This window comes from Rahnella sp. CG8, assembly GCF_023701875.1.
Classification (GTDB): domain Bacteria; phylum Pseudomonadota; class Gammaproteobacteria; order Enterobacterales; family Enterobacteriaceae; genus Rahnella; species Rahnella aceris.
This window is the reverse complement of record NZ_JABAED010000002.1, coordinates 23,919-43,014: the sequence shown is the minus strand read 5'-3', so window position 1 is coordinate 43,014 and position 19,096 is coordinate 23,919. Positions and strand designations below refer to the sequence as shown.

The following is a 19,096-nucleotide window of genomic DNA, read 5'->3' as shown; positions in this document are numbered from 1 at the left end:
GCGCATTTAATCCGACAAGTTTGCCGCCAGTTGCGCGGCAAACACCTCCAGTTTTGCCAGCCCCCACGACCAGTCGCCGAATCCTGATTCCACATTGATATGTCCTGCTTCGCCGATATCTGCCAGCTCGCAGCGCCACGCCTGTGCCCAAAATTCCGCGCGGGTAAAGGTCAGCAGCGGATCGGTATGGCTGGCGATCAGCAGCCCCGGCACGGCCAGCGGTGCAGGGAGAATGTCATCACCCAGTCCGAACCGCACAGGCTCGGCGGGGGCGACCAGCATGACACCCGCCACGCGTTGCGGATGACGGTTCGCCCACACCAGACTGGCAAGCGCGCCAAAACTGTGGCCGATCAGCAGCAGCGGGGATGTCGCCTGTTTTTGCTCGCGATCGATGGCGGTGATCCAGCCCTCGAGATCAACCTGCGCCCAGTTGCGCTGTTTTATACGCAGCCAGTGCGGATGCTGCTCATGCCAGCGGCTTTGCCAGTGTCCGGCCTCGCTGTCACGTAATCCGGGCACCAGCATGCGGGTGAATTCAGGGGACGAATTCATTGCGGGAAAGCCATCAGCACGGTGGCAATCGCCAGCAAATCAGCACTGCCGCCGGGGCTGAGATTGCGGGCGATCAGGGCGCGGTCCATCTGCTGCAAATCCTCTGTCTTCCAGCCCGTTATCAGCAACCGGCGGGCGTAGTCCTGCACGAAATGTAATCCGTCCAGCCCGCCGCGTGCTACCAGATTGGTATCGGGGTTATAGGCCATCAGGCGCAGCAAAGCATTAAGACTGCGGCGCCCGGAATGGCTTTCCTGATACCAGTACGGAAAAACGTGACGGCGTAAAGTGAGGAACCCGCTCTGCACTTCGCCACGGGCACCGGTCATGCCGTGCGCCATAAACAGCCGTTCACCGGCAGTCACCGGCTGGCGGCAGCTTTGCAATTCACGTTCAACCAGCCCTTGCGTCATGGCGGCCACTTCAGCGCATAAGCGGTGGCGGGTCAGTGGCTGGCTCTGGCCGGTCAGCCTGCCTGCGGCGGTGCACAATAATCCCAGTGAAAAGATGCCGCCTTTATGCGTATTAACGCCTTGTGTGGCACCGAACATCGCCTGTTCGCAGGCTATTCCGGTCGGGCGGATGCGCGTCAGCATCGTCTGCGCCGGTTGCAGGAAATCCTGCTGACCAAGGGCGAAAAACTGATGCAGCCAGGGCGTGATGGCGTCAATGCTGCGCAGAAACAGGGGTAAATCCATGTCGCGGTGCGAGCCGTTATTGGCGCTGTCGACCAGTCCCGGTTTGGGCGTCAGCCACACTTCACGGCGCAACGCCTCTGCCGCCAGCGTGGCGATGTCCGTGCAGGCGGGGTGTTCAGCGCGTGCGGTGCCAGCCATCAATCAGTGCCTCCACTTTAGCGATAACGTCCACGAGCGGGTGCTGACGTGAACGGGCGCAGGCATGCGCAGGACCGTCGCAAATCAGGCAGCGGCGGCTGGCATTGTCCAGCGAACGGCGGCCAACAACACCCGCCTGCGGGCAGATCACATCGAAATCCCATAAACGCCCGAGGGCATGCGATTGTTCCAGTTCAACCGTGGCCGCTTTCACTTCCGGCGCAGGATGTGCCACGCACCAGAATGCTTCGGCGCCGGTCGGCAGCCAGAAAACCTGATGTTTCAGCACCGGCCAGCCGTGTTGCAGCAGCATAACTTCGGCACGTTGCAACGCCTCGCGCATCACCTGACGCCAGGCCACGGAGTCTTTCACCGGCCCCGGCGTCACCAGCGTGAGTGAAATCAGCGGTTGTGAGAATTGAGTCAGCCAGTCGGTTTGCCGTTTGGCACGCAGTTCCTTTGCTGCCAGCAAATCCTCCAGGCTGACGCCTGCATCCGCAGGCGTCATGATGGTCATTATGCGTCCTCTTTTACCTGATGAACCACGTCGATCACGCTGCCGTCGCGATAGCGGATAACGCCCACCACACGGTCAGTGAATTCAATCGGTTTCGGTTCGCCGGTCAGGGAAATCGCCCGCTGATACAACGCTTCGATGTCCATGATTTTCATGCCAGCCTCTTCCAGCCGCTGACGGATTTCAGGACGCGCCGGATTGACTGCGATGCCGTGGTCAGTCACCAGCACATCGATGCTTTCCCCCGGTGTGACGCGGGTGGTGACGCGACGTACGACTGTCGGAATTCGGCTGCGCAGTAAAGGCGCGACGACAATGGTCAGATTGGCCGCACTGGCGACATCGCAATGACCGCCGGACGCGCCACGCATAACGCCGTCGGAACCCGTGATCACGTTAACGTTAAAGCCGGTGTCAATTTCCAGCGCACTCAGAATGACAATATCCAGTTGATCGCAGCTCGCGGCTTTGGCTCCCGGATTGGCATAAACGTTGGTAGAAATCTCGATATGCTGCGGGTTACGGCTAAGTGACGCCGCAGCCTGACCGTCGAAACATTGCGTATCCAGCAACGTTTCAATCAGGCCTTTTTCATGTAAATCCACCAGACTGCCGGTGATGCCCCCGAGGGCAAAACGGGCGGTGATCTGGTTGCGTTCCATTTTCTCTTCCATGAAACGGGTGCAGGCCGTAGCCGCTGCGCCGGAACCGGTTTGCATTGAAAAGCCCGGCTTGAAATAGCCGGAGTATTCGATGACTTCAGCCGCCGTGCGGGCGATCATCAGTTCGCGCGGATTACTGGTCACCCGCGCTGCGCCGACGCTGATTTTTGCCGGATCGCCGACCTGATCGACTTTAACGATGTAATCCACCTGATCCTGTACCAGGCTGGCGGGCATATTAGGGAAGGGCACCAGTTCTTCGGTCAGCAGCACCACGGTTCTGGCGAACTGTGCATCCACCATCGCGTAGCCCAGCGAACCGCAGCAGGATTTACCGTGCGTGCCGTTGGCATTGCCGAATTCATCGCTGCATGGCACGCCGAGAAACGCGACATCAATCTTCAGCTCGCCGTCCTGCAATAATTTAACCCGCCCGCCGTGCGAATGGATTTGTACCGGTTCTTCCATCAGCCCGTGAGAAATGGCATCGGCCAGTTTGCCACGCATCCCGGAGGTATAAATACGGGTGATGACGCCGTTGCGGATAGGTTCGATCAGCGCATCGTTGCAGGTCATCAGCGAACTGGACGCCAGCGTGAGGTTTTTAAAACCGAGCTTCGCCAGTGTGGCGACGACGTTATTAATGACCTGATCACCTTCACGGAAAGCATGGTGGAAGGAAATGGTCATGCCGTCTTTCAGGCCGCTGCGGGCGATCGCCTGTTCCAGTGAATCGCAAAGTTTACGGTGCAGGCGGGCATCGGGATCGGAAAGATACGGCGTATTGCGGTGCGCGCCGTCAAAGGCAGTCAGATGCCTGAGCTGCGGATAAAGGCTGTGCAAAGTTTCAGTTAAATGACTCATTATCTTGATATTCCTGTGCAAAATTGAGGGCTAGCGACGGATGCCGGATGCACTGGCGCGTTCCAGTACCACCTGCGCATGGTTAATGATCGGGCCATCGATCATCTTGCCGTTGAGCGAAATTACGCCCAGACCCTTGCGCTCGCCTTCCTCTGCGGCGGCAATTACGCGGTGCGCATAGTCGACATCTTCCTGCGTCGGTGCGTAAGCGTTATGCAGCAGCTCAATCTGTCGCGGGTTGATCAGGGATTTGCCGTTAAAGCCCATCTTGCGGATCAGTTCCACTTCACGCAGGAAACCGGCCTCATCGTTGATGTCGGAATACACCACATCGAAGGCGTCAATTCCGGCGGCGCGTGCCGCGTGCAGCACGGCGCAACGGGCATAAAACAGTTCGGTACCGTCGCCGCGCTCGGTTTGCATGTCCATCACATAATCGAAAGCCGCCAGCGCGATGCCGATAAGACGCGGCGAGCAGCGGGCGATCGCCACGGCGTTAATCACACCAATGGCCGATTCGATGGCCGCCATAATTTTGGTGGAGCCACCTTCGCGACCGCAGTCTTTCTCGATGCGTTCGATATGCGCTTCCAGCTCAAAAATATCTTCCGGCGTATCGGTTTTGGGTAAGCGCACCACATCCACGCCCGCCCGCACCACGGCCTCGAGATCTTTAAGGCCAAAGGGGGTGCTGAGCTGATTGATGCGCACCACGGTTTCAATATCGCGATACATCGGGTGTTGCAGGGCATGAAATACCAGAATGCGTGCGGTATCTTTTTCGCGCAGCGAAACGGCATCTTCCAGATCAAACATGATGGAGTCAGGGCGATAGATAAATGCCGTGGATAACATAGCGGCGCTGGACCCCGGCAGGAACAGCATACTGCGGCGGAGTTTTTTCATCGTAATGTCTCCCAGTTAATCTCTTCAGCCTGTGCCGCACGCAGTACTGCACTTTGTACCCGGGCGCGGATCACACAATCCAGCGCACCTTTATCTTCGATAATCACCAAACCCGCGATGACGCCGAGTGCACTCAGCGTGTCATTCACCACACTGCGGATCTGGTCGCCAAATTGTTTGGCGACCTCGCTGCTGATCACCACATTCAGCTCACTGGCCGGGGCGATTTTTACCAGTAAATCGCTGGATTCAACCGTGCCTGCCAGCGCCTCCTTCACAATTTTCATCAATATTTCCTGCTGTTAACAAAGTGAGGGTGAAATAATAAGGACATCGTCATGCGCCGGTTCTGCGGGCGCAGTGGCGGAATAGTGTTGTTCAAGGTGTACATAAGTGCTGAGCGGAACAATGTCCCGGATGCGCGGTAACTGATGCGCCCGGAGCAGCACACGCACTTCTGAGGCCGAAATGGCCCGGCCGCTGGCGTGACGTTTGCGCGGCAACTCAATCACCTTCAGCGGTGGCGACGTCAGGCGTGCGGGCGCTTCCAGCCAGTCATGCATGTCGCAGTTGTACTGATGGGTCACCGGACAGAAAGGCTCGCTGCCGACAAAACGGTGGGTAATGCCTAACGCCGGTGCGATGTACTGACGAAAAATCAGCAAATCCATCACACTCCACGCCTGATTCACCAGCCCGGCGTCCTTGAGAAAATAGCCGGGAAAAGTTGCGCGGGAGATCAGGTATTCAGAACCGGCATGCACCGTCACGTTGGGCAGGTCCGCGACACCCAGACGGACCATTTCAAGACGTTCTTTAAACGGGAAATACGACACATCTTCGCTCACCACAAACACATGCAACCAGTCACAGGTTGCCGCTGCCTGTTCTGCCAGAAAGCGATGCCCGAGGGTGAACGGGTTGGCATTCATCACCACGGCACCGATGCGCTGGCCGTGGTGGTGATGGCGCTGCAACCCGCGGCAATAATGGCTGATGCCTACCGGCGTGTTTTCCATCAGCACGGCAACGTCGTCCCATTGCACCAGCGGGTAAAATCCGCAGCCGCGAAAGCGCTGCAGATTCGATGGCCGCGTATAGAGAAATAAATGGAATTTGCCGCCGGACACCGCCAGATTTTCCACTTCACCCAGCAATCTGGCGCTGAGATTTTCCCCGCGCCAGTCGGCGGCCACGGCGACGCATTTGATAGTGTTGCTGACCAGACCGGCGCAGCCGACCAGACGGCGGCCGGAGCAGGCCACCACGAACTGCTCAATGTCGTCATCCATGCCTAACTGGCTTTGCTGCAACAGGGTGCGGATATCCTCCAGCATGCCTTCCGGCGGCTGGCTGACACTGATGACATGAAAGTCCGGTTGGTCACGGCTGAACATAATGCGTTCCTGATGTCGGCTGTAAGTCAAAGCGATGTTTAAAACGCCGGGCTGAATGCCCGGCCAGTTCGGTCAGTGTTAACCGGTTAGTGGGCTGCCTGGGCATGACTCACCTGACGGCTGGCGGCAACCTTCGTGTCTGCTGCGACAATCATATTGCTGAGATGACCAATCTTTTCGATTTCTACTTCGATACGGTCGCCGGGTTTCATAAACAGCGGCGGTACGCGCTTTTTACCCACGCCGCCCGGTGAGCCGGTAATGATCACGTCACCGGCACTCAGCGAGGTAAAGGTGCTGATGTACTCAATCAGTTCGGCGACTTTGTGGATCATGCTGCGGGTGTTGTCGTCCTGCACCATGTGGCCGTTCAGCCAGGTGCGGATCGCCAGGGTGTGCGGGTCGGGGATCTCATCGGCGGTGGTCATCCACGGTCCGAACGCACCGGTTTGCGGCCAGTTTTTACCGGCGGTAAACCAGGTGTGCTGCCAGTCACGGGCGGAGCCGTCCATATAACAGCTATATCCTGCGACATGAGTAAGTGCATCTTCGCGGGAAATATTTTCCCCCGCAGAACCGATAATCACCGCCAGTTCACCTTCGTAATCGAACTCGACAGAAAGGCTCGGTTTGATAACGGGAGAGGCATGGCCGGTTTGGGAATCGGCGAAGCGGACGAACAGCGTCGGGGCCGGATTATGCTGATCAAACTCTTTACGCTTTTCGGCGTAATTCATGCCGACACAGAGAATTTTTTCCGGATTCTGGATCACCGGCAGAAAAGTCAGGTCGTCGAAATCCACATCAGCGGGCAGGGCAGCCAGCGCCTGGGCCTGTGCCAGCGCATTGCCTGCCAGCAGGGCTTTGAGGTCGGGATAACGTTGCCCGAGATGGCGGCCGAGGTCGATCATGCCGCGCTCTGTCGCGATGCCGTAGGACTTGCGTCCCTGATAGAGATAACTTGCCAGTTTCATAAAAATGTCCTGAATTAAAAAAGGGTTAGCCCGGCGTCAGACAAGGAAGTTGCCAAGCACCAGCAGGGAGACTGAGACATTGATGGCGCCGCCAATGCGCGTAGCAATTTGGGCAAATGGCATCAGTTGCATGCGGTTACCCGCTGTCAGAATGGCGACGTCACCGGTACCGCCCTGACCGCTCTGGCAGCACGAAACAATGGCCACATCAATCGGGTGCATGCCAATTTTCTTGCCGACGAAGAAGCCGGTGGCGACCAGCGCCGCAACGGTGCTGACAATGACCAGGAGATTAGAAATGGTGAATGCGGCGACCAGTTCATTCCACGGGGTGATGGCCACGCCGACGGCGAACAAAATCGGGTAGGTGACGGAAGTCTGGAAGAATTTGTACACCACCTGAGAGCCTTCCAGCAGGCGGGGTGAAACGCCGTGCGCCAGTTTCAGGCCAACGGCCGCAAACAGCATGCCGACCGGTGCAGGAAGACCAATCAGTTTGTGTAACAGCATGCCCACCATATACAGCAGAACGGCCAGCAGGGCGCCTGCCGCGATGGTGGTGACATCCGTTTTACCACCGGTGCCGCTCAGCTTGCTGCTGTCAGCGGTGGCATTTTTGGAAGACGGCATCAGTTGGCCTTCACCGGTCAGATGCGGATAGCGTTTACCTAACTGATTGAGTGAGCCGGAAATGACGATAGCGGTCAGACCCCCCAGCATCACGATAGGCAGAATGCGACCCAGCGCTACGCCCTGATCCATATGCAGGATGGCTGCATAACCGATGGAAAGTGGAATCGCTCCTTCACCGACGCCACCGGCCATAATCGGCAGGATCAGGAAGAAGAAAATCTGGAAAGGTTCCATGCCCAGCGACAGACCCACGCCCATCCCGACCAGCATGCCGACCACTTCGCCACACAGCATCGGGAAGAAAATACGCATGAAACCCTGGATCAGCACTTTGCGATCCATGCTCATGATGCTGCCCACGATGATGCAACAAATGTAGAGATACAGAATGTTGGTGCTTTTATAGAACTTGGTGGTGGATTCCACCACGACATCCGGCAGCAGGCCGTAATAGACCAGCGCGGAAGGAATGAACGTGGCGCAAATCGCTGCCGCGCCCATCTTGCCGATGAAAGGAAGACGTTTGCCGAATTCGCCGCAGGCGAATCCAAAGAATGCCAGTGTGGCGACCATGACCACGATGTCGCTCGGCAGTTTGCCGTCGAGACAATCTATTGCGATAAGCAACCCCGCCATGGCAAACAGCGGCAACGGAATAATGCCGATTTTCCAGGTGTCGAGAATGTGCCACCATTTTTCTTTTAATGAGAGCTGTTTTGCGGAAGAAACTCCCGCGGGAACAGAATAAGTGTCGTCGGTTGTACTCATGATGAATCCCCTGTGTCAATTTGTGCAGGGAGTGTAAGAGGAATAATAACCGGTAATATGTGAAGTGCCGCAAATTAGACAGGGTGTTTTAAAGGAGCGAAAGGTTTTTATGGTTTTAATTAATTTAAAAATTCGTGATGCGTTTATTTTCTCGTGGTTTTTATGGTGTTATTTGTAATTATAATATTACTGTTAATTTATCGTGAAATAGCTGTTGTGAATTATGTGTTGTGCCGTCAGAGGCTTGCGGTGCCTGAAGGTGTTCTGCGGCATGCCTCGCAACTTTGATCCTTCATTCTGACGGAAATACAGGGGGATGATAATCTTCACATACTGTTTGTTAATATCACTGTCTGGCGATAGGTTCTCCGATGCGGTTCCGTCCTTCTTTTCAGATAAAGCTTTTTGTTTATCTTGTTCTGTTATTTATGGCGCTTTTTTCGCTGACAGGTGTTTATTACTATCACGATATAGAACGTCAGTTATATGAAGATATGGGTATTCGTGCAAAAGTTCAGGCAGAGGAAATTGCACTTATTCCCTCATTAATTGCCGCAGTTGAAAATAAGGACATTTCAGCAATTAACAGTTTAATGAGGAATATTTCTGCTCACAGCGATGCCAGTTATATGGTGATCGGCGATGGTAAAGCGATACATCTGTTTCATTCGATTTATGCTGACCGCGTCGGAAAAACGCTGGTCGGAGGGGACAACGAAGAAGTGCTGGCGGGTAAAAGCACCACCACCATCCGGCTGGGTGGGATCGGGCTGTCGCTGCGCAGTAAAGCACCGATCGTGAATGCGCAAGGCAAGGTGATGGGTATCGTTTCTGTCGGCTATCTCACCAGCCACATCAACAGTCTGACCGTTGAAAAAGCCATCCGCATTTTACTGGCGGCCGCTACCTTGCTGCTGGCGTTGTTTACCTTTTCATGGTTTTTTTCACGTTCGATTAAACGACAGATGTTTGCGCTGGAGCCCCGGGAAATCGGCCTGCTGGTGCGTCAGCAAAAGGCGCTGATGGAGTCGATTTACGAAGGGGTGATCGCCATTGATGCGCACTCCCGGGTGGCGGGCATCAACCAGGCGGCCAAAAAGCTGCTCAACCTTGATGTGCCGTCCCGTGAACTGCGTGGTCAGCCGCTCAGGCAGGTGATTGCGCCGGTCAGTTTCTTTGACCCGCAGGTCATGCTGAAAAAAGACATTCACGACGAAATCTGCCTGTTCAATAACCTGACCGTGATTGCCAGTCGGGTGCGGATCATGCTGGAAGACCAGCTTCAGGGCTGGGTGATCACTTTTCGGGATTGCAGCGATATCGACCGGCTCAGCATCCAGCTAAGTCAGGTGCAGCGTTATGCCGATAACCTGCGGGTGATGCGGCATGAACAGCTCAACTGGACGGCAACGCTCGCTGGCCTGCTGCATATGGGACGCTACGATGAGGCGATTCGTTATATCGAGGCTCAGTCTGAAAGTGCGCAGGAATTGCTGGATTTCGTTTCAGAGCGGTTCTGCTCGCCAAGGTTGTGCGGTTTATTACTCGGAAAATATGCCCGTGCCCGGGAAAAAGGCGTTGAGCTCACATTCGATCCTGCCTGTGAATTAACGTATCTGCCTGCTGCGCTCAGTGAAACTGAACTGATGTCGATCATCGGCAACCTGCTGGATAACGCCATCGAAGCCACGTTACTGCGCGGCAGTGATGCCGGGCCGGTTGAAGTGTATGTCGTTTCCGGCACGGATGAGCTGGTGATTGAAGTCGCTGACCACGGCATCGGGATTGCGCAGGAGCGGCGCGAACAGATTTTTGCGCTGGGGGTGACATCCAAAACGCAAGGTGATCACGGGCTGGGACTGCATCTGGTTGCCAGCTATGTCAGCCATGCGGGCGGAACCATTGAAGTGTCCGATAATCCGCCGAGCGGCGCTGTTTTCTCGGTCTTTATTCCGGTGTGCTGCCCTGAAGAAAAGGCTGGCTTTATGCCGGTAATCCCCGACCAGAAGAACTGGAAGAGAGCAAATGATGCAAGCTGAAATGATTGACGTAATGATTGTTGAAGATGAAAACCAGCTGGCACAACTGTATGCCGAACTGATTGATAATCACCGCTGGTTGCGACTGGTGGGTGTCGCATCCACGCTGCATGAAGCGAAAGTGCTTATCGAAGAAAAGCGGCCGCAACTGCTGTTGCTGGATAACTATTTGCCTGACGGTCAGGGGATTTCACTGATTGAGGATGACCTGCTGAAGAGAACACCCTGTTCGGTGATTTTTATCACCGCCGCCAGCGACATGAATACCTGCAGTCAGGCGATCCGCTGTGGTGCTTTTGATTACATCCTCAAACCGGTGTCGTGGAACAGGCTGCAACAATCGCTGGATCGCTTTATCCAGTTCAGCCAGACACAGCGGACCTGGAAAGTGGTGGATCAGCAAAACGTAGACAGCCTTTATCAGCTCCAGGCGAAGGATTTCACGCCGAAAGCGGGTAATAAAGGCATCGAGGAAAACACGTTAAATCTGGTGGAAGGCATCTTTATGCAGGATGCCGGACGCTGCTATTCAGTGGATGAAGTCGTCAGCGAAACGGGGTTGAGTAAAACCACTGCCCGCCGCTATCTCGAACACTGTGTGCAGAAAGGCGATTTGAAAGTCGACATGCTCTACGGGAAAATCGGCCATCCCCGCCGGATGTACCGGCGGGCATAACCGCAGTAAGTCATGCTGTCCTTTTGGCCTTCGGGTATTTCCACAACCAGCGGCCGCTGGCCATACGCCAGTAGAAAAACAGGCCGCGCACGATCCAGTCGAGGAACATCCCCAGCCAGATGCCGACTACGCCGAAACCCAGGACGATCCCGAGGAAATAGCCCACCACAATACGGCAGCCCCACATCCCGAGCATAGAAACGTACATGGTAAAGCGGGCATCACGCGCGCCTTTCAGGCCCGCAGGCAATACCCACGAGGCAGCCCAGAAAGGCATAAAGGCGGCGTTCAGCCAGATAAGGATTTTGACGACGTCGATAACATCCTGTTCGTTGGTGTAAAACCGTGCCAGCAAACCGGCAAATGGCACTGAAAGGAAGGCCAGAACACACAGCCCGAAAGTGGAAAGCCAGAAAATATGGCGCAACTGGCGCTCAGATTGGGCAATTTGCCCTTTGCCCAGACGTGTTCCCACGATAATGGTCGAGGCAGAACCCAGCGCGTTGCCCGGCAGGTTGATCAGCGCCGCAATCGAGAAGGCGATAAAGTTACCGGCAATCACATTGGTGCCCATGCCTGCGACAAAAACCTGCGTCAGTAATTTACCGCCGTTAAACAATACCGATTCGATACTGGCCGGAATACCGATGCCTAAGACTTCGCGCAGAATGTTGGTATTGAGCGGCAGAAAATAGCTTTTCAGCGAGATTTTCAGGGACGGATTGAAACCAATCATCAGCACGAAAATGACGGCCACCGCGCCGATATAACGTGAAATGGTCAGCCCCAGTCCGGCACCGATAAAGCCCAGACCGTGCCAGCCGAAACAACCATAGATCAGCACACTGCTGATCACCAGATTGAGGATGTTCATCCCGCCGTTAAGTAACATCGGGATTTTGGTGTTACCCGCACCACGCAAAGCACCGGAACCGATCAGGGCAATGGCTGCCGCCGGATAGCTCCAGCTGCTCATTTGCAGGTAAGACAGCGCCAGTTCTTTTACCTCCGGCTCGGCATTGCCGGCGATCATGTCGACAATTACATGTCCGGAAAATTGCAGAAGTATCGCCAGCAGTACGGCAAAAACGGTCATGATCGCCAGTGACTGACGTGCTGCCGCACGGGCGCGCTCGTGGTCGAGTTTACCGAGGCTGAATGCCACGACGACGGTGGTACCAAGATCGACAGCGGCGAAGAATGAAATCACCACCATATTGAAACTGTCGGCCAGACCCACGCCTGCCATTGCTTCCTTGCCCAGCCAGCTGACCAGAAAAGTACTCAGTACGCCCATCAGCAGTACGCAGGCATTTTCGAAGAAAATAGGGACAGCGAGGGGCGTTATTTCGCGCCAGAACAACGTACGGTAAGAACGCCGTTTCGGATACCAGGGCGTGCGCTCGATGGCTTTGCGCAAAGAGACGATGACGTTTTGCAAGAGAATTCCAGTGTGGAAGAAAGTAGAACAGCGTTTTAATTTATGATGGTAAAAGACTCTGCATTATGCAAAGTCTTTTTTAGGAAATCCTTAATTCCCCGCCATATTTCGTGCCGCAGATGGGGGGGCTGCGGTTAATAACCCGAATCACTGACTTAATGTCAGCTCACCGGGATTATCAAACTTGCCGCCTGCCTGCAACACGAACTCTTTTAGGGGAATCAGAGTGGTTATCAGCGGAAAGGGGGTTCGTTAAAGGTACGCAATTTGCGTGAATGCAGATGATCGCCCTCAGCGCGCAACAGGTCGATGGCACAGATACCAATTTGCAGATGTTCTGAGATGGCGCCTTCGTAGAATTTGTTTGCCTGACCCGGCAGTTTGATTTCACCGTGCAACGGCTTATCCGATACGCACAGCAGCGTGCCGTAAGGCACCCGGAAGCGGTATCCCTGCGCGGCGATGGTTGCACTTTCCATATCGACGGCGACGGCGCGGCTGAGATTAAAACGCAATGCCGAGGCGGAATAACGCAATTCCCAGTTACGGTCATCGGTAGTCACCACCGTGCCGGTACGCAGGCGTTGCTTGACCAGCTCACCCGGCATGCCGCTCATCATTTTGGTCGCGTCATACAAGGCACGTTGCACTTCAGCAATGCTTGGGATCGGGATATCCGGCGGCAGTACGGCATCCAGTACATGGTCGTCACGTAAATAAGCGTGCGCCAGAACGTAATCACCGATCGACTGTGTTTCACGTAATCCGCCGCAGTGACCAATCATCAGCCAGACATGGGGACGCAGCACCGCCAGATGGTCACAAATGGTTTTGGCGTTGGCAGGGCCGACGCCGATGTTCACCAGTGTAATCCCCGCACCGTCGCGGGCAATCAGATGATAGGCGGGCATCTGGTGTTTTTTCCAGGCCAGATCAGACACTGCCTGCTCAGGGTTTTGCGTTTCTGCCGTGATAAATACACTGCCCGCGCAGGCCAGTGCTTCATACGGGCTTTCCGGATCGGCAATTTGCGCACACGCCCAGCTGACAAACTCATCGACGTATCGGGTGTAGTTGGTGAATAGCACATATGGCTGAAAATGTTCGGTGAGCGTGCCGGTGTAATGGCGCAGGCGTGCCAGCGAGAAATCAGCGCGCAGCGCATTGAAATGCGACAGCGGGAAAGTGTCACCGGGATAATGCAGGCCGTCTGCGGTTTCATCGCCTATCTGCGACAGTTCTGTGGTCGGGAAATGCTTCGCCAGCCCGGCGCTCATCGACCGGTCAAGCGTCAGATCCGAGCCGTCAATCACATACGAATAAGGGATCTCCTGCTGTGACGGCACCACTTCAATCACCGCATCATATTCCTCTTCCAGCAGGGAAAGCTGTTCCAGCAGATAATCACGGAACAGCTCAGGATGCGTGATGGTGTTGGCATAACGGCCCGGATGCGAAAAACGGCCATAAGCGCGGGTCGGGTTTTTGGCTGGCGTCACGCCATCCCAGCTGACCCGCAGTTCCGGATAAACAAACAGCCCGGCAGCACGCGCTGTGATATCAGGCAACGTACCCTGAACGATGAAATCTTTAATCGCATCCCGCAGGGCGGCCACAGAGTCGTTGTACATCTTTTCGAGCTTCTCAATCGCCTGTGAGGGGGTGAGGGACTTGTTATCCATACGCTTTTCCTTTGGGCTTCGTTTATCGTCATTCATTCTAAATATGGCTTGTCTGCACGGTGTCGCCAATGTTTTATTAGGGTACAAGAGCCGGATGGTGCTTTTATGAACGAACAGGGGGAAGTGAATGATTCGGGTATGGGGCAGAAAAACGTCGTCAAATGTGCAGGCGCTGATGTGGTGTATCGGGGAATTAGGGCTGGAGTATGAGCGGTTTGACATCGGCCATAAATACGGGGGGAATGACACCCCGGAATTTCTGGCGATGAACCCCAATGGCACGGTTCCTGTGATCCGCGATGGTGAAGGCCAGCCGCTGTGGGAAACCGGCGCCATCCTGCGTTATCTGGCAGGAAAATACGGTGCTGATGAATTCTGGCCGCAGGATCCTGAACGGCGAGCCGAAACCGATAAATGGACGGAATGGGCAAAAATCAGCGTAGCGATGAATTTCACTACGCCGGTGTTCTGGATGGTGGTGAGAACGGCGGCTAAAGATCAGGATCATCAGGCATTAGAAAAATCATTGCAGAATCTGAACAAGAAGCTGGCGATTGCCGAAGCGCAGATTGCCCGGCATGGCTACCTTGCCGGAAGCGCATTCACACTGGCCGATATTCAGTTTGGACACAGTTTGTATCGCTATTTCGATATTGCCATTGAACGGCCGTCCTTCCCGGCTATTGAACACTATTATGAAAAACTCACACAGCGTCCGGCATTTGCGGAACATGTGATGATCTCTTACGAGGAGCTGCGGGTGGTCTAAATCTGTTTCAGGTGCAAAAAAGCCCGCTTAATATTTTTAAGCGGGCTTTTCTACATGGCCGGCGGTTCAGCGCGGCGCAGGTGTCTTCATAAACATCGCCGTCAGCGCAGAAAGCAAACAGCCAGCCATCAGATAAATGGCGACGGAATGCCATTCACCGCCGGAGAAATTCAGCAATGCGGCGGCAATAAACGGTGTAAATCCGCCGCCCACGACGCTGGCGACCTGATAACCGACACCCGCACCGCTGTAGCGGTAACCTGCGCCGAACATTTCCGTGAACATCGGTTGCTGGACGCAGACCACCATATCGTGGGCGATATTTGCCAGCAGCAGCGAGAAGATCACCACCCCGGCAATGGAGCGGGCTTCCAGCGCCATAAAGAACGGGAAGGCGCTCATCGCGCCGACGAGTGCGCCGGTAATGTAAATGCGGCGACGGCCGAAACGGTCTGCCAGCCAGGCGAATAACGGGATCGTCAGGCAACTGATACCACCGACCAGCAGCCCGATATTCAGAAACAGCTCACGCGACATCCCCAGATTATGCGTCGAGTAGTTAAGGGCGAACGCCGTGACAATGTACATCGTCAGCAGTTCGCACAGGCGCAGGAGGATGATTTTCAAAAATGCGCCGGGATGGCGCAACAGCGCTTCAAATACCGGTAGCCGCTTTTTTGCTGCTTTGGGGAGCGTTTCCTGAGCACGTTCGAACTCGACCGACTCTTCCATGCCATTGCGCACCCACAGCGCGCCCAGCACCAGCACCACACTGAACAAAAATGGCAAACGCCAGCCCCAGCTGAGGAACTGCGCATCGGTGGTCAGGCTGCTGATCAGTGACACCAGTCCGGTCGCCAGCAACAGGCCGACGCCGTATCCCATCTGTATCCCGCTGCTGTAGAACGCCTTTTTACCGGAAGGTGCACTTTCCACCGCCAGCAGTGCCGCGCCACCCCATTCGCCGCCGACGGCAAATCCCTGAATGGCGCGCAAGGTGACCAGCAGCGCCGGAGCCCACCAGCCAATCGTCGCGAAAGAGGGAAGAATACCGATGCACGCGGTGGCAATGCCCATGATCCAGACGGTCATCATCAGCATCCGCTTACGACCCAGGCGATCGCCGAAATGTCCGAAGACAATGCCGCCGAGCGGGCGGAAGAGAAAGCCGACGCCGAAAGTAGCAAATGCGGCGAGTGTGCCCATTGCCGGGTCGATTTGCGGAAAAAATTCGCTGTTAAACACTAATGCTGCGGTGATGCCGTAGAGCAAAAAATCAAACCAGTCTACGACTGCGCCGACGAAACTGCCCCAGGCAGCCCGGCGGGCACGGTGATATGAAGGTATCTCCTCATCGGGGTGGGGGGCGGTGAGCATGGAGTCCATAATTGTCCTGTCTGTTCGTCAGATTTCTAAAATTTTTCGTTATTAAAATCGGTTAAAGGCCGTTTACCTGGCTGGAACGCAGCAAAATAAAAACCGCTACTGAGACTACAGCGTCAAACGTCAGGTTAAAAACGCTTTTGCAAAGCGGGAGGGCAATTTAATGCAGGGAATGTGCCGGGCGGGGTGTTAAAAAGGATTTCGCTTTCAGAACGGGCTGGCATGGCGGGCTTCGATCCGTTCTCCGCTGACGGGATGAAAAAAATGCAGTTCACTGGCGTGCAGCATCAGTCGCGGAGTCTGTTCCGTGCCCGGCAGCAGGCGTCCGCCATACAAATCACAGCCCAAAATCGGGTGGCCCAGATACTGACAGTGAATGCGAAGCTGATGAGTGCGCCCGGTTTGCGGAGTCAGCAGTACCCGCGTCAGTGGCAGTAATTCGCCGTTTTCCTGCTCACGATAAAAGCGCTCAACCACCCGGTAGCCGGAGCGGGCGGGCTTGCCGTGGACGGCGCAAATTGACATCAGGGGAAACAGTGCAGGGTCTTTGGCGATCGGCGCGTCTGTCACTCCCTCGTTATGTTGCAGATGCCCGCAAAGCAATGCGCTGTACACTTTGGTCACCGTGCGCTGGCTGAATTGATGGCAGAGGGCGGCATTGATAGCCTTATTACGCGCAATCACCATCAGCCCGGACGTGCCGAAATCCAGACGGTGAACCAGCGTACAGCCGGGAAATATCTTTACCAGCCGGTGATGTACGGAATCCAGATTTTGCGGGTTTTTCCCCGAGAGGCTGAGCAGTCCGGTGGGTTTATTGATAAGCACCAGATGCTCGTCCTGATACAGCGTCTCGATCTGACCATGGCACGGCGGGGCAATAAAAGTATCGATAATCGCAGACATCAGGATACCCGGATGAAGAGTGGGAGCGGATGATAACGAATTTTAAACCGGCTGGCGAATCGGTAAGGTTCGCCTGGGTGAGACAGGTTGCTGATGTTGTCGGTGCGGCTAATTTTAGTCTGCAATTCTCTGGTCAATAAACGAGATAATTCAAGTATCCAGATGGGGTTGCATCAGTTTCTCAAACCATGCATGAAAAACAGCCAGTCTCCGGGATCGCTGGCGGCGATGTGGATAGAGCAGTGATACCGGCATAGACGCTGCACGGTAATCTGGCAGGACCTCAATCAGTTCCCCTGAATCCAGAAGATGCTGAACATCGAAGCGGGGGATTTGGATCAGCCCAAGGCCTGCAAGGCAGCAGGCGATATAACTTTCTGCATTGTTAACCCCAACCTGGTGGGGGACGCTGACACTGTGTATATGTCCGTCCTTTGACTGATACTGCCAGGGTAACTCTTTACCCGTTCTTGATGAAATATAACCGATGGCCAGATGCTCCCCGACGAGATCGTCCGGCAGGGAGGGCAGGCCATGTTCGCTCAGATAAGCAGGGCTGGCGCAGTTGATCAGGGTTATGTGACCCAGGGAGCGTACGACTAAACTGCTGTCATGCAATACGCCCACACGGATAGCGCAATCCACGCCGTCCTGTACCAAATCGATAGCCCTGTCCGATGACCCCAGAACCAGCTGTAAATGGGGGTGGCACCGCAATAACTCTGGCAGGGCCGGGGCAATCAGGCGACGGGCAATGCGGCTGGGGACATCGATGGTCAGCTTCCCTGAGGCCTGGCGCTGGCTGAGCTGAAATGACTGGTCGATATCCTCTACTTCTGCCAGTAAAGGGCGCACCCGTTCGAGCAATTGCTCGCCGTCGGTAGTCAGCCGCACTGTGCGGGTGGTGCGGTGCAACAGCCTCACGCCCAGTTGCGATTCTAATTGCTGGATGGCGGCAGAAACGGAGGCTCGCGGCACAGAGAGTGCGCTGGCGGCCCGAACAAAGCTTCCCATTTCTGCGACCTGCGCGAATACGCGATATTGGTTGAACCTGTCCATCTTTAATATCTCGTTGTTATACCTGACAAAGGAAATTCGCTATTGCTCTTTGTCTGCGGCAGGGACGGGGATATTCCAGGGCCTTCAGCATATCACCCATCCTTTTTACAGTCCGATATTCAGATGTCATCGGTTATTTGGTGGTATAGCCGCCGTTGATCAGAATAGTCTGGCCGGTGATCCACCAGCCATCGCTCACCAGATGGCGAATGAAAGGCACCACGTCTTCAATATCGGTCAGGCCTGTTTTGCTGAAAGGAGAGAGTGCTGCTGCAGTTTTATGATATGCCACAGCATCAGCGCCTTCAGCAGGATAAAAGAAAGGGGTATCCATCGGACCTGGTCCTACCGCCGTGACCGAAATACCGCGCGCGCCAAACTCTTTGGACGCTGCCCGTGTGTAATGCTCCACCGGGGCTTTCGTGCCTGCATACGCGGCGTAAAACGGGGTAAAGGCACCCAGAAGTGAGGTGACTACCGTGCAGATTTTACCGTTGTCGTTGAGATTTTTACCGGCTTCTTTGAGGAAAAAGAAAGCCGTTTTCGAGTTAACGGATGTCATCTCGTCGTATTCAGTTTCGCTTATTTCCGCCATGGGTTTTTTGAGGACTTTGCCCACGGTGTTGATAGCGATATCCGGCTTGCCAACGGCGGCGATGGTGTCAGCAAAGAGTTTTTCGACGGCTGCAGCAGTCGTCAAATCTGCCTGCAATGCCACCGCCCTGGCTCCGGCGGCTTCGATGGCGGCCAGCGTTTCATCAGCATCTGCTTTTGAGGAGGCGCTGTTGTAATGAATGGCGATGGCTTTCGCCCCCTGAGCGGCTAAATCGCGGGCGATCAAACCGCCGAGATTTTTAGCACCGCCTGCGATGATCACAACTTTGCCTTTAACAGAATGGTCTGCCATGGTGTGCTCCTTAGGTATTTGTCAGAAAGTTGAGTCTAGACATTAATCCCGTGAAAATAAGCACTCCAACGCTGAATAGACAATCCAGAAAATCAGTCTAATTCACTACCCGATAAGGCTCC

18 protein-coding genes are annotated in these 19,096 nt (G+C 55.0%); 3 read left to right on the top strand and 15 right to left on the bottom strand.

Annotated elements, in window-relative coordinates; translation table 11 throughout:
- Window positions 1-6: 6 nt before the first annotated feature.
- The 9 genes from HGO41_RS02195 to HGO41_RS02155 all read right to left on the bottom strand — a co-directional run bounded on the left by HGO41_RS02195 (window position 7) and on the right by HGO41_RS02155 (window position 8,112).
- Window positions 7-555: an RBBP9/YdeN family alpha/beta hydrolase gene (locus tag HGO41_RS02195; RefSeq protein ID WP_037035958.1), complete on the bottom strand. Its 549-nt coding sequence runs from the start codon at window positions 553-555 to the stop codon at window positions 7-9.
- Complete coding sequence (gene citG, locus HGO41_RS02190; RefSeq protein ID WP_250980729.1) at window positions 552-1,391, bottom strand: triphosphoribosyl-dephospho-CoA synthase CitG; 840 nt, start codon at window positions 1,389-1,391, stop codon at window positions 552-554. Before citG ends, HGO41_RS02195 begins: the two co-directional genes overlap by 4 nt.
- Window positions 1,369-1,908 carry a citrate lyase holo-[acyl-carrier protein] synthase gene (gene citX / locus HGO41_RS02185; RefSeq protein ID WP_013574921.1) on the bottom strand — a complete coding sequence of 180 codons (540 nt, stop codon included), beginning with the start codon at window positions 1,906-1,908 and terminating at the stop codon, window positions 1,369-1,371. The genes citG and citX overlap by 23 nt, the downstream gene beginning before the upstream one ends.
- Window positions 1,908-3,434 (bottom strand): citrate lyase subunit alpha, encoded by a 1,527-nt coding sequence (gene citF, locus HGO41_RS02180; protein ID WP_013574922.1) that lies wholly within the window; start codon window positions 3,432-3,434, stop codon window positions 1,908-1,910. Before citF ends, citX begins: the two co-directional genes overlap by 1 nt.
- Before the next feature lie 30 nt (window positions 3,435-3,464).
- Window positions 3,465-4,340, bottom strand: coding sequence for a citrate (pro-3S)-lyase subunit beta (citE, locus tag HGO41_RS02175; RefSeq protein ID WP_013574923.1), 876 nt, complete (start codon window positions 4,338-4,340; stop codon window positions 3,465-3,467).
- Window positions 4,337-4,627 (bottom strand): citrate lyase acyl carrier protein, encoded by a 291-nt coding sequence (gene citD / locus HGO41_RS02170; protein WP_013574924.1) that lies wholly within the window; start codon window positions 4,625-4,627, stop codon window positions 4,337-4,339. Before citD ends, citE begins: the two co-directional genes overlap by 4 nt.
- A 15-nt stretch (window positions 4,628-4,642) precedes the next feature.
- Window positions 4,643-5,737, bottom strand: coding sequence for a [citrate (pro-3S)-lyase] ligase (gene citC / locus HGO41_RS02165; RefSeq protein WP_217244263.1), 1,095 nt, complete (start codon window positions 5,735-5,737; stop codon window positions 4,643-4,645).
- Window positions 5,738-5,823: 86 nt separating this feature from the next.
- Window positions 5,824-6,711 carry a fumarylacetoacetate hydrolase family protein gene (locus HGO41_RS02160; protein WP_013574926.1) on the bottom strand — a complete coding sequence of 296 codons (888 nt, stop codon included), beginning with the start codon at window positions 6,709-6,711 and terminating at the stop codon, window positions 5,824-5,826.
- A gap of 36 nt (window positions 6,712-6,747) precedes the next feature.
- Complete coding sequence (locus tag HGO41_RS02155; RefSeq protein ID WP_037035946.1) at window positions 6,748-8,112, bottom strand: 2-hydroxycarboxylate transporter family protein; 1,365 nt, start codon at window positions 8,110-8,112, stop codon at window positions 6,748-6,750.
- A gap of 371 nt (window positions 8,113-8,483) precedes the next feature.
- Between HGO41_RS02155 and HGO41_RS02150 the strand changes: the two genes are divergently transcribed.
- On the top strand, window positions 8,484-10,151 hold the full coding sequence (locus HGO41_RS02150; protein ID WP_250980728.1) for an ATP-binding protein: 1,668 nt from the start codon (window positions 8,484-8,486) through the stop codon (window positions 10,149-10,151).
- Window positions 10,141-10,827: a response regulator gene (locus tag HGO41_RS02145; RefSeq protein WP_015689638.1), complete on the top strand. Its 687-nt coding sequence runs from the start codon at window positions 10,141-10,143 to the stop codon at window positions 10,825-10,827. Before HGO41_RS02150 ends, HGO41_RS02145 begins: the two co-directional genes overlap by 11 nt.
- 10 nt (window positions 10,828-10,837) lie before the next feature.
- On the opposite strand, the gene HGO41_RS02140 is transcribed toward HGO41_RS02145, so the two are convergent.
- Both HGO41_RS02140 and HGO41_RS02135 read right to left on the bottom strand, forming a co-directional pair.
- Entirely contained in the window at window positions 10,838-12,268 is a 1,431-nt protein-coding gene (locus tag HGO41_RS02140) for an EmmdR/YeeO family multidrug/toxin efflux MATE transporter (RefSeq protein ID WP_037035940.1), read from the bottom strand.
- A 233-nt stretch (window positions 12,269-12,501) separates the two neighbouring features.
- Window positions 12,502-13,950, bottom strand: coding sequence for an AMP nucleosidase (locus HGO41_RS02135; protein WP_037035937.1), 1,449 nt, complete (start codon window positions 13,948-13,950; stop codon window positions 12,502-12,504).
- Between the two features lie 127 nt (window positions 13,951-14,077).
- Between HGO41_RS02135 and HGO41_RS02130 the strand changes: the two genes are divergently transcribed.
- Window positions 14,078-14,719 carry a glutathione S-transferase family protein gene (locus HGO41_RS02130; RefSeq protein WP_013574932.1) on the top strand — a complete coding sequence of 214 codons (642 nt, stop codon included), beginning with the start codon at window positions 14,078-14,080 and terminating at the stop codon, window positions 14,717-14,719.
- Between the two features lie 66 nt (window positions 14,720-14,785).
- Here HGO41_RS02130 and shiA read toward each other — a convergent pair whose 3' ends face one another.
- From shiA to HGO41_RS02110, 4 genes are all read right to left on the bottom strand, one after another.
- Window positions 14,786-16,105 (bottom strand): shikimate transporter, encoded by a 1,320-nt coding sequence (gene shiA / locus HGO41_RS02125; RefSeq protein ID WP_250980727.1) that lies wholly within the window; start codon window positions 16,103-16,105, stop codon window positions 14,786-14,788.
- A gap of 204 nt (window positions 16,106-16,309) precedes the next feature.
- Complete coding sequence (locus HGO41_RS02120) at window positions 16,310-17,008, bottom strand: RluA family pseudouridine synthase (protein WP_121019469.1); 699 nt, start codon at window positions 17,006-17,008, stop codon at window positions 16,310-16,312.
- A 150-nt stretch (window positions 17,009-17,158) separates the two neighbouring features.
- A complete protein-coding gene (locus HGO41_RS02115) occupies window positions 17,159-18,067 on the bottom strand; it encodes a LysR family transcriptional regulator (RefSeq protein ID WP_250980726.1) in 909 nt (302 codons plus the stop codon).
- A 133-nt stretch (window positions 18,068-18,200) separates the two neighbouring features.
- Window positions 18,201-18,974: an SDR family oxidoreductase gene (locus HGO41_RS02110; RefSeq protein ID WP_013574936.1), complete on the bottom strand. Its 774-nt coding sequence runs from the start codon at window positions 18,972-18,974 to the stop codon at window positions 18,201-18,203.
- Window positions 18,975-19,096 lie beyond the last annotated feature (122 nt).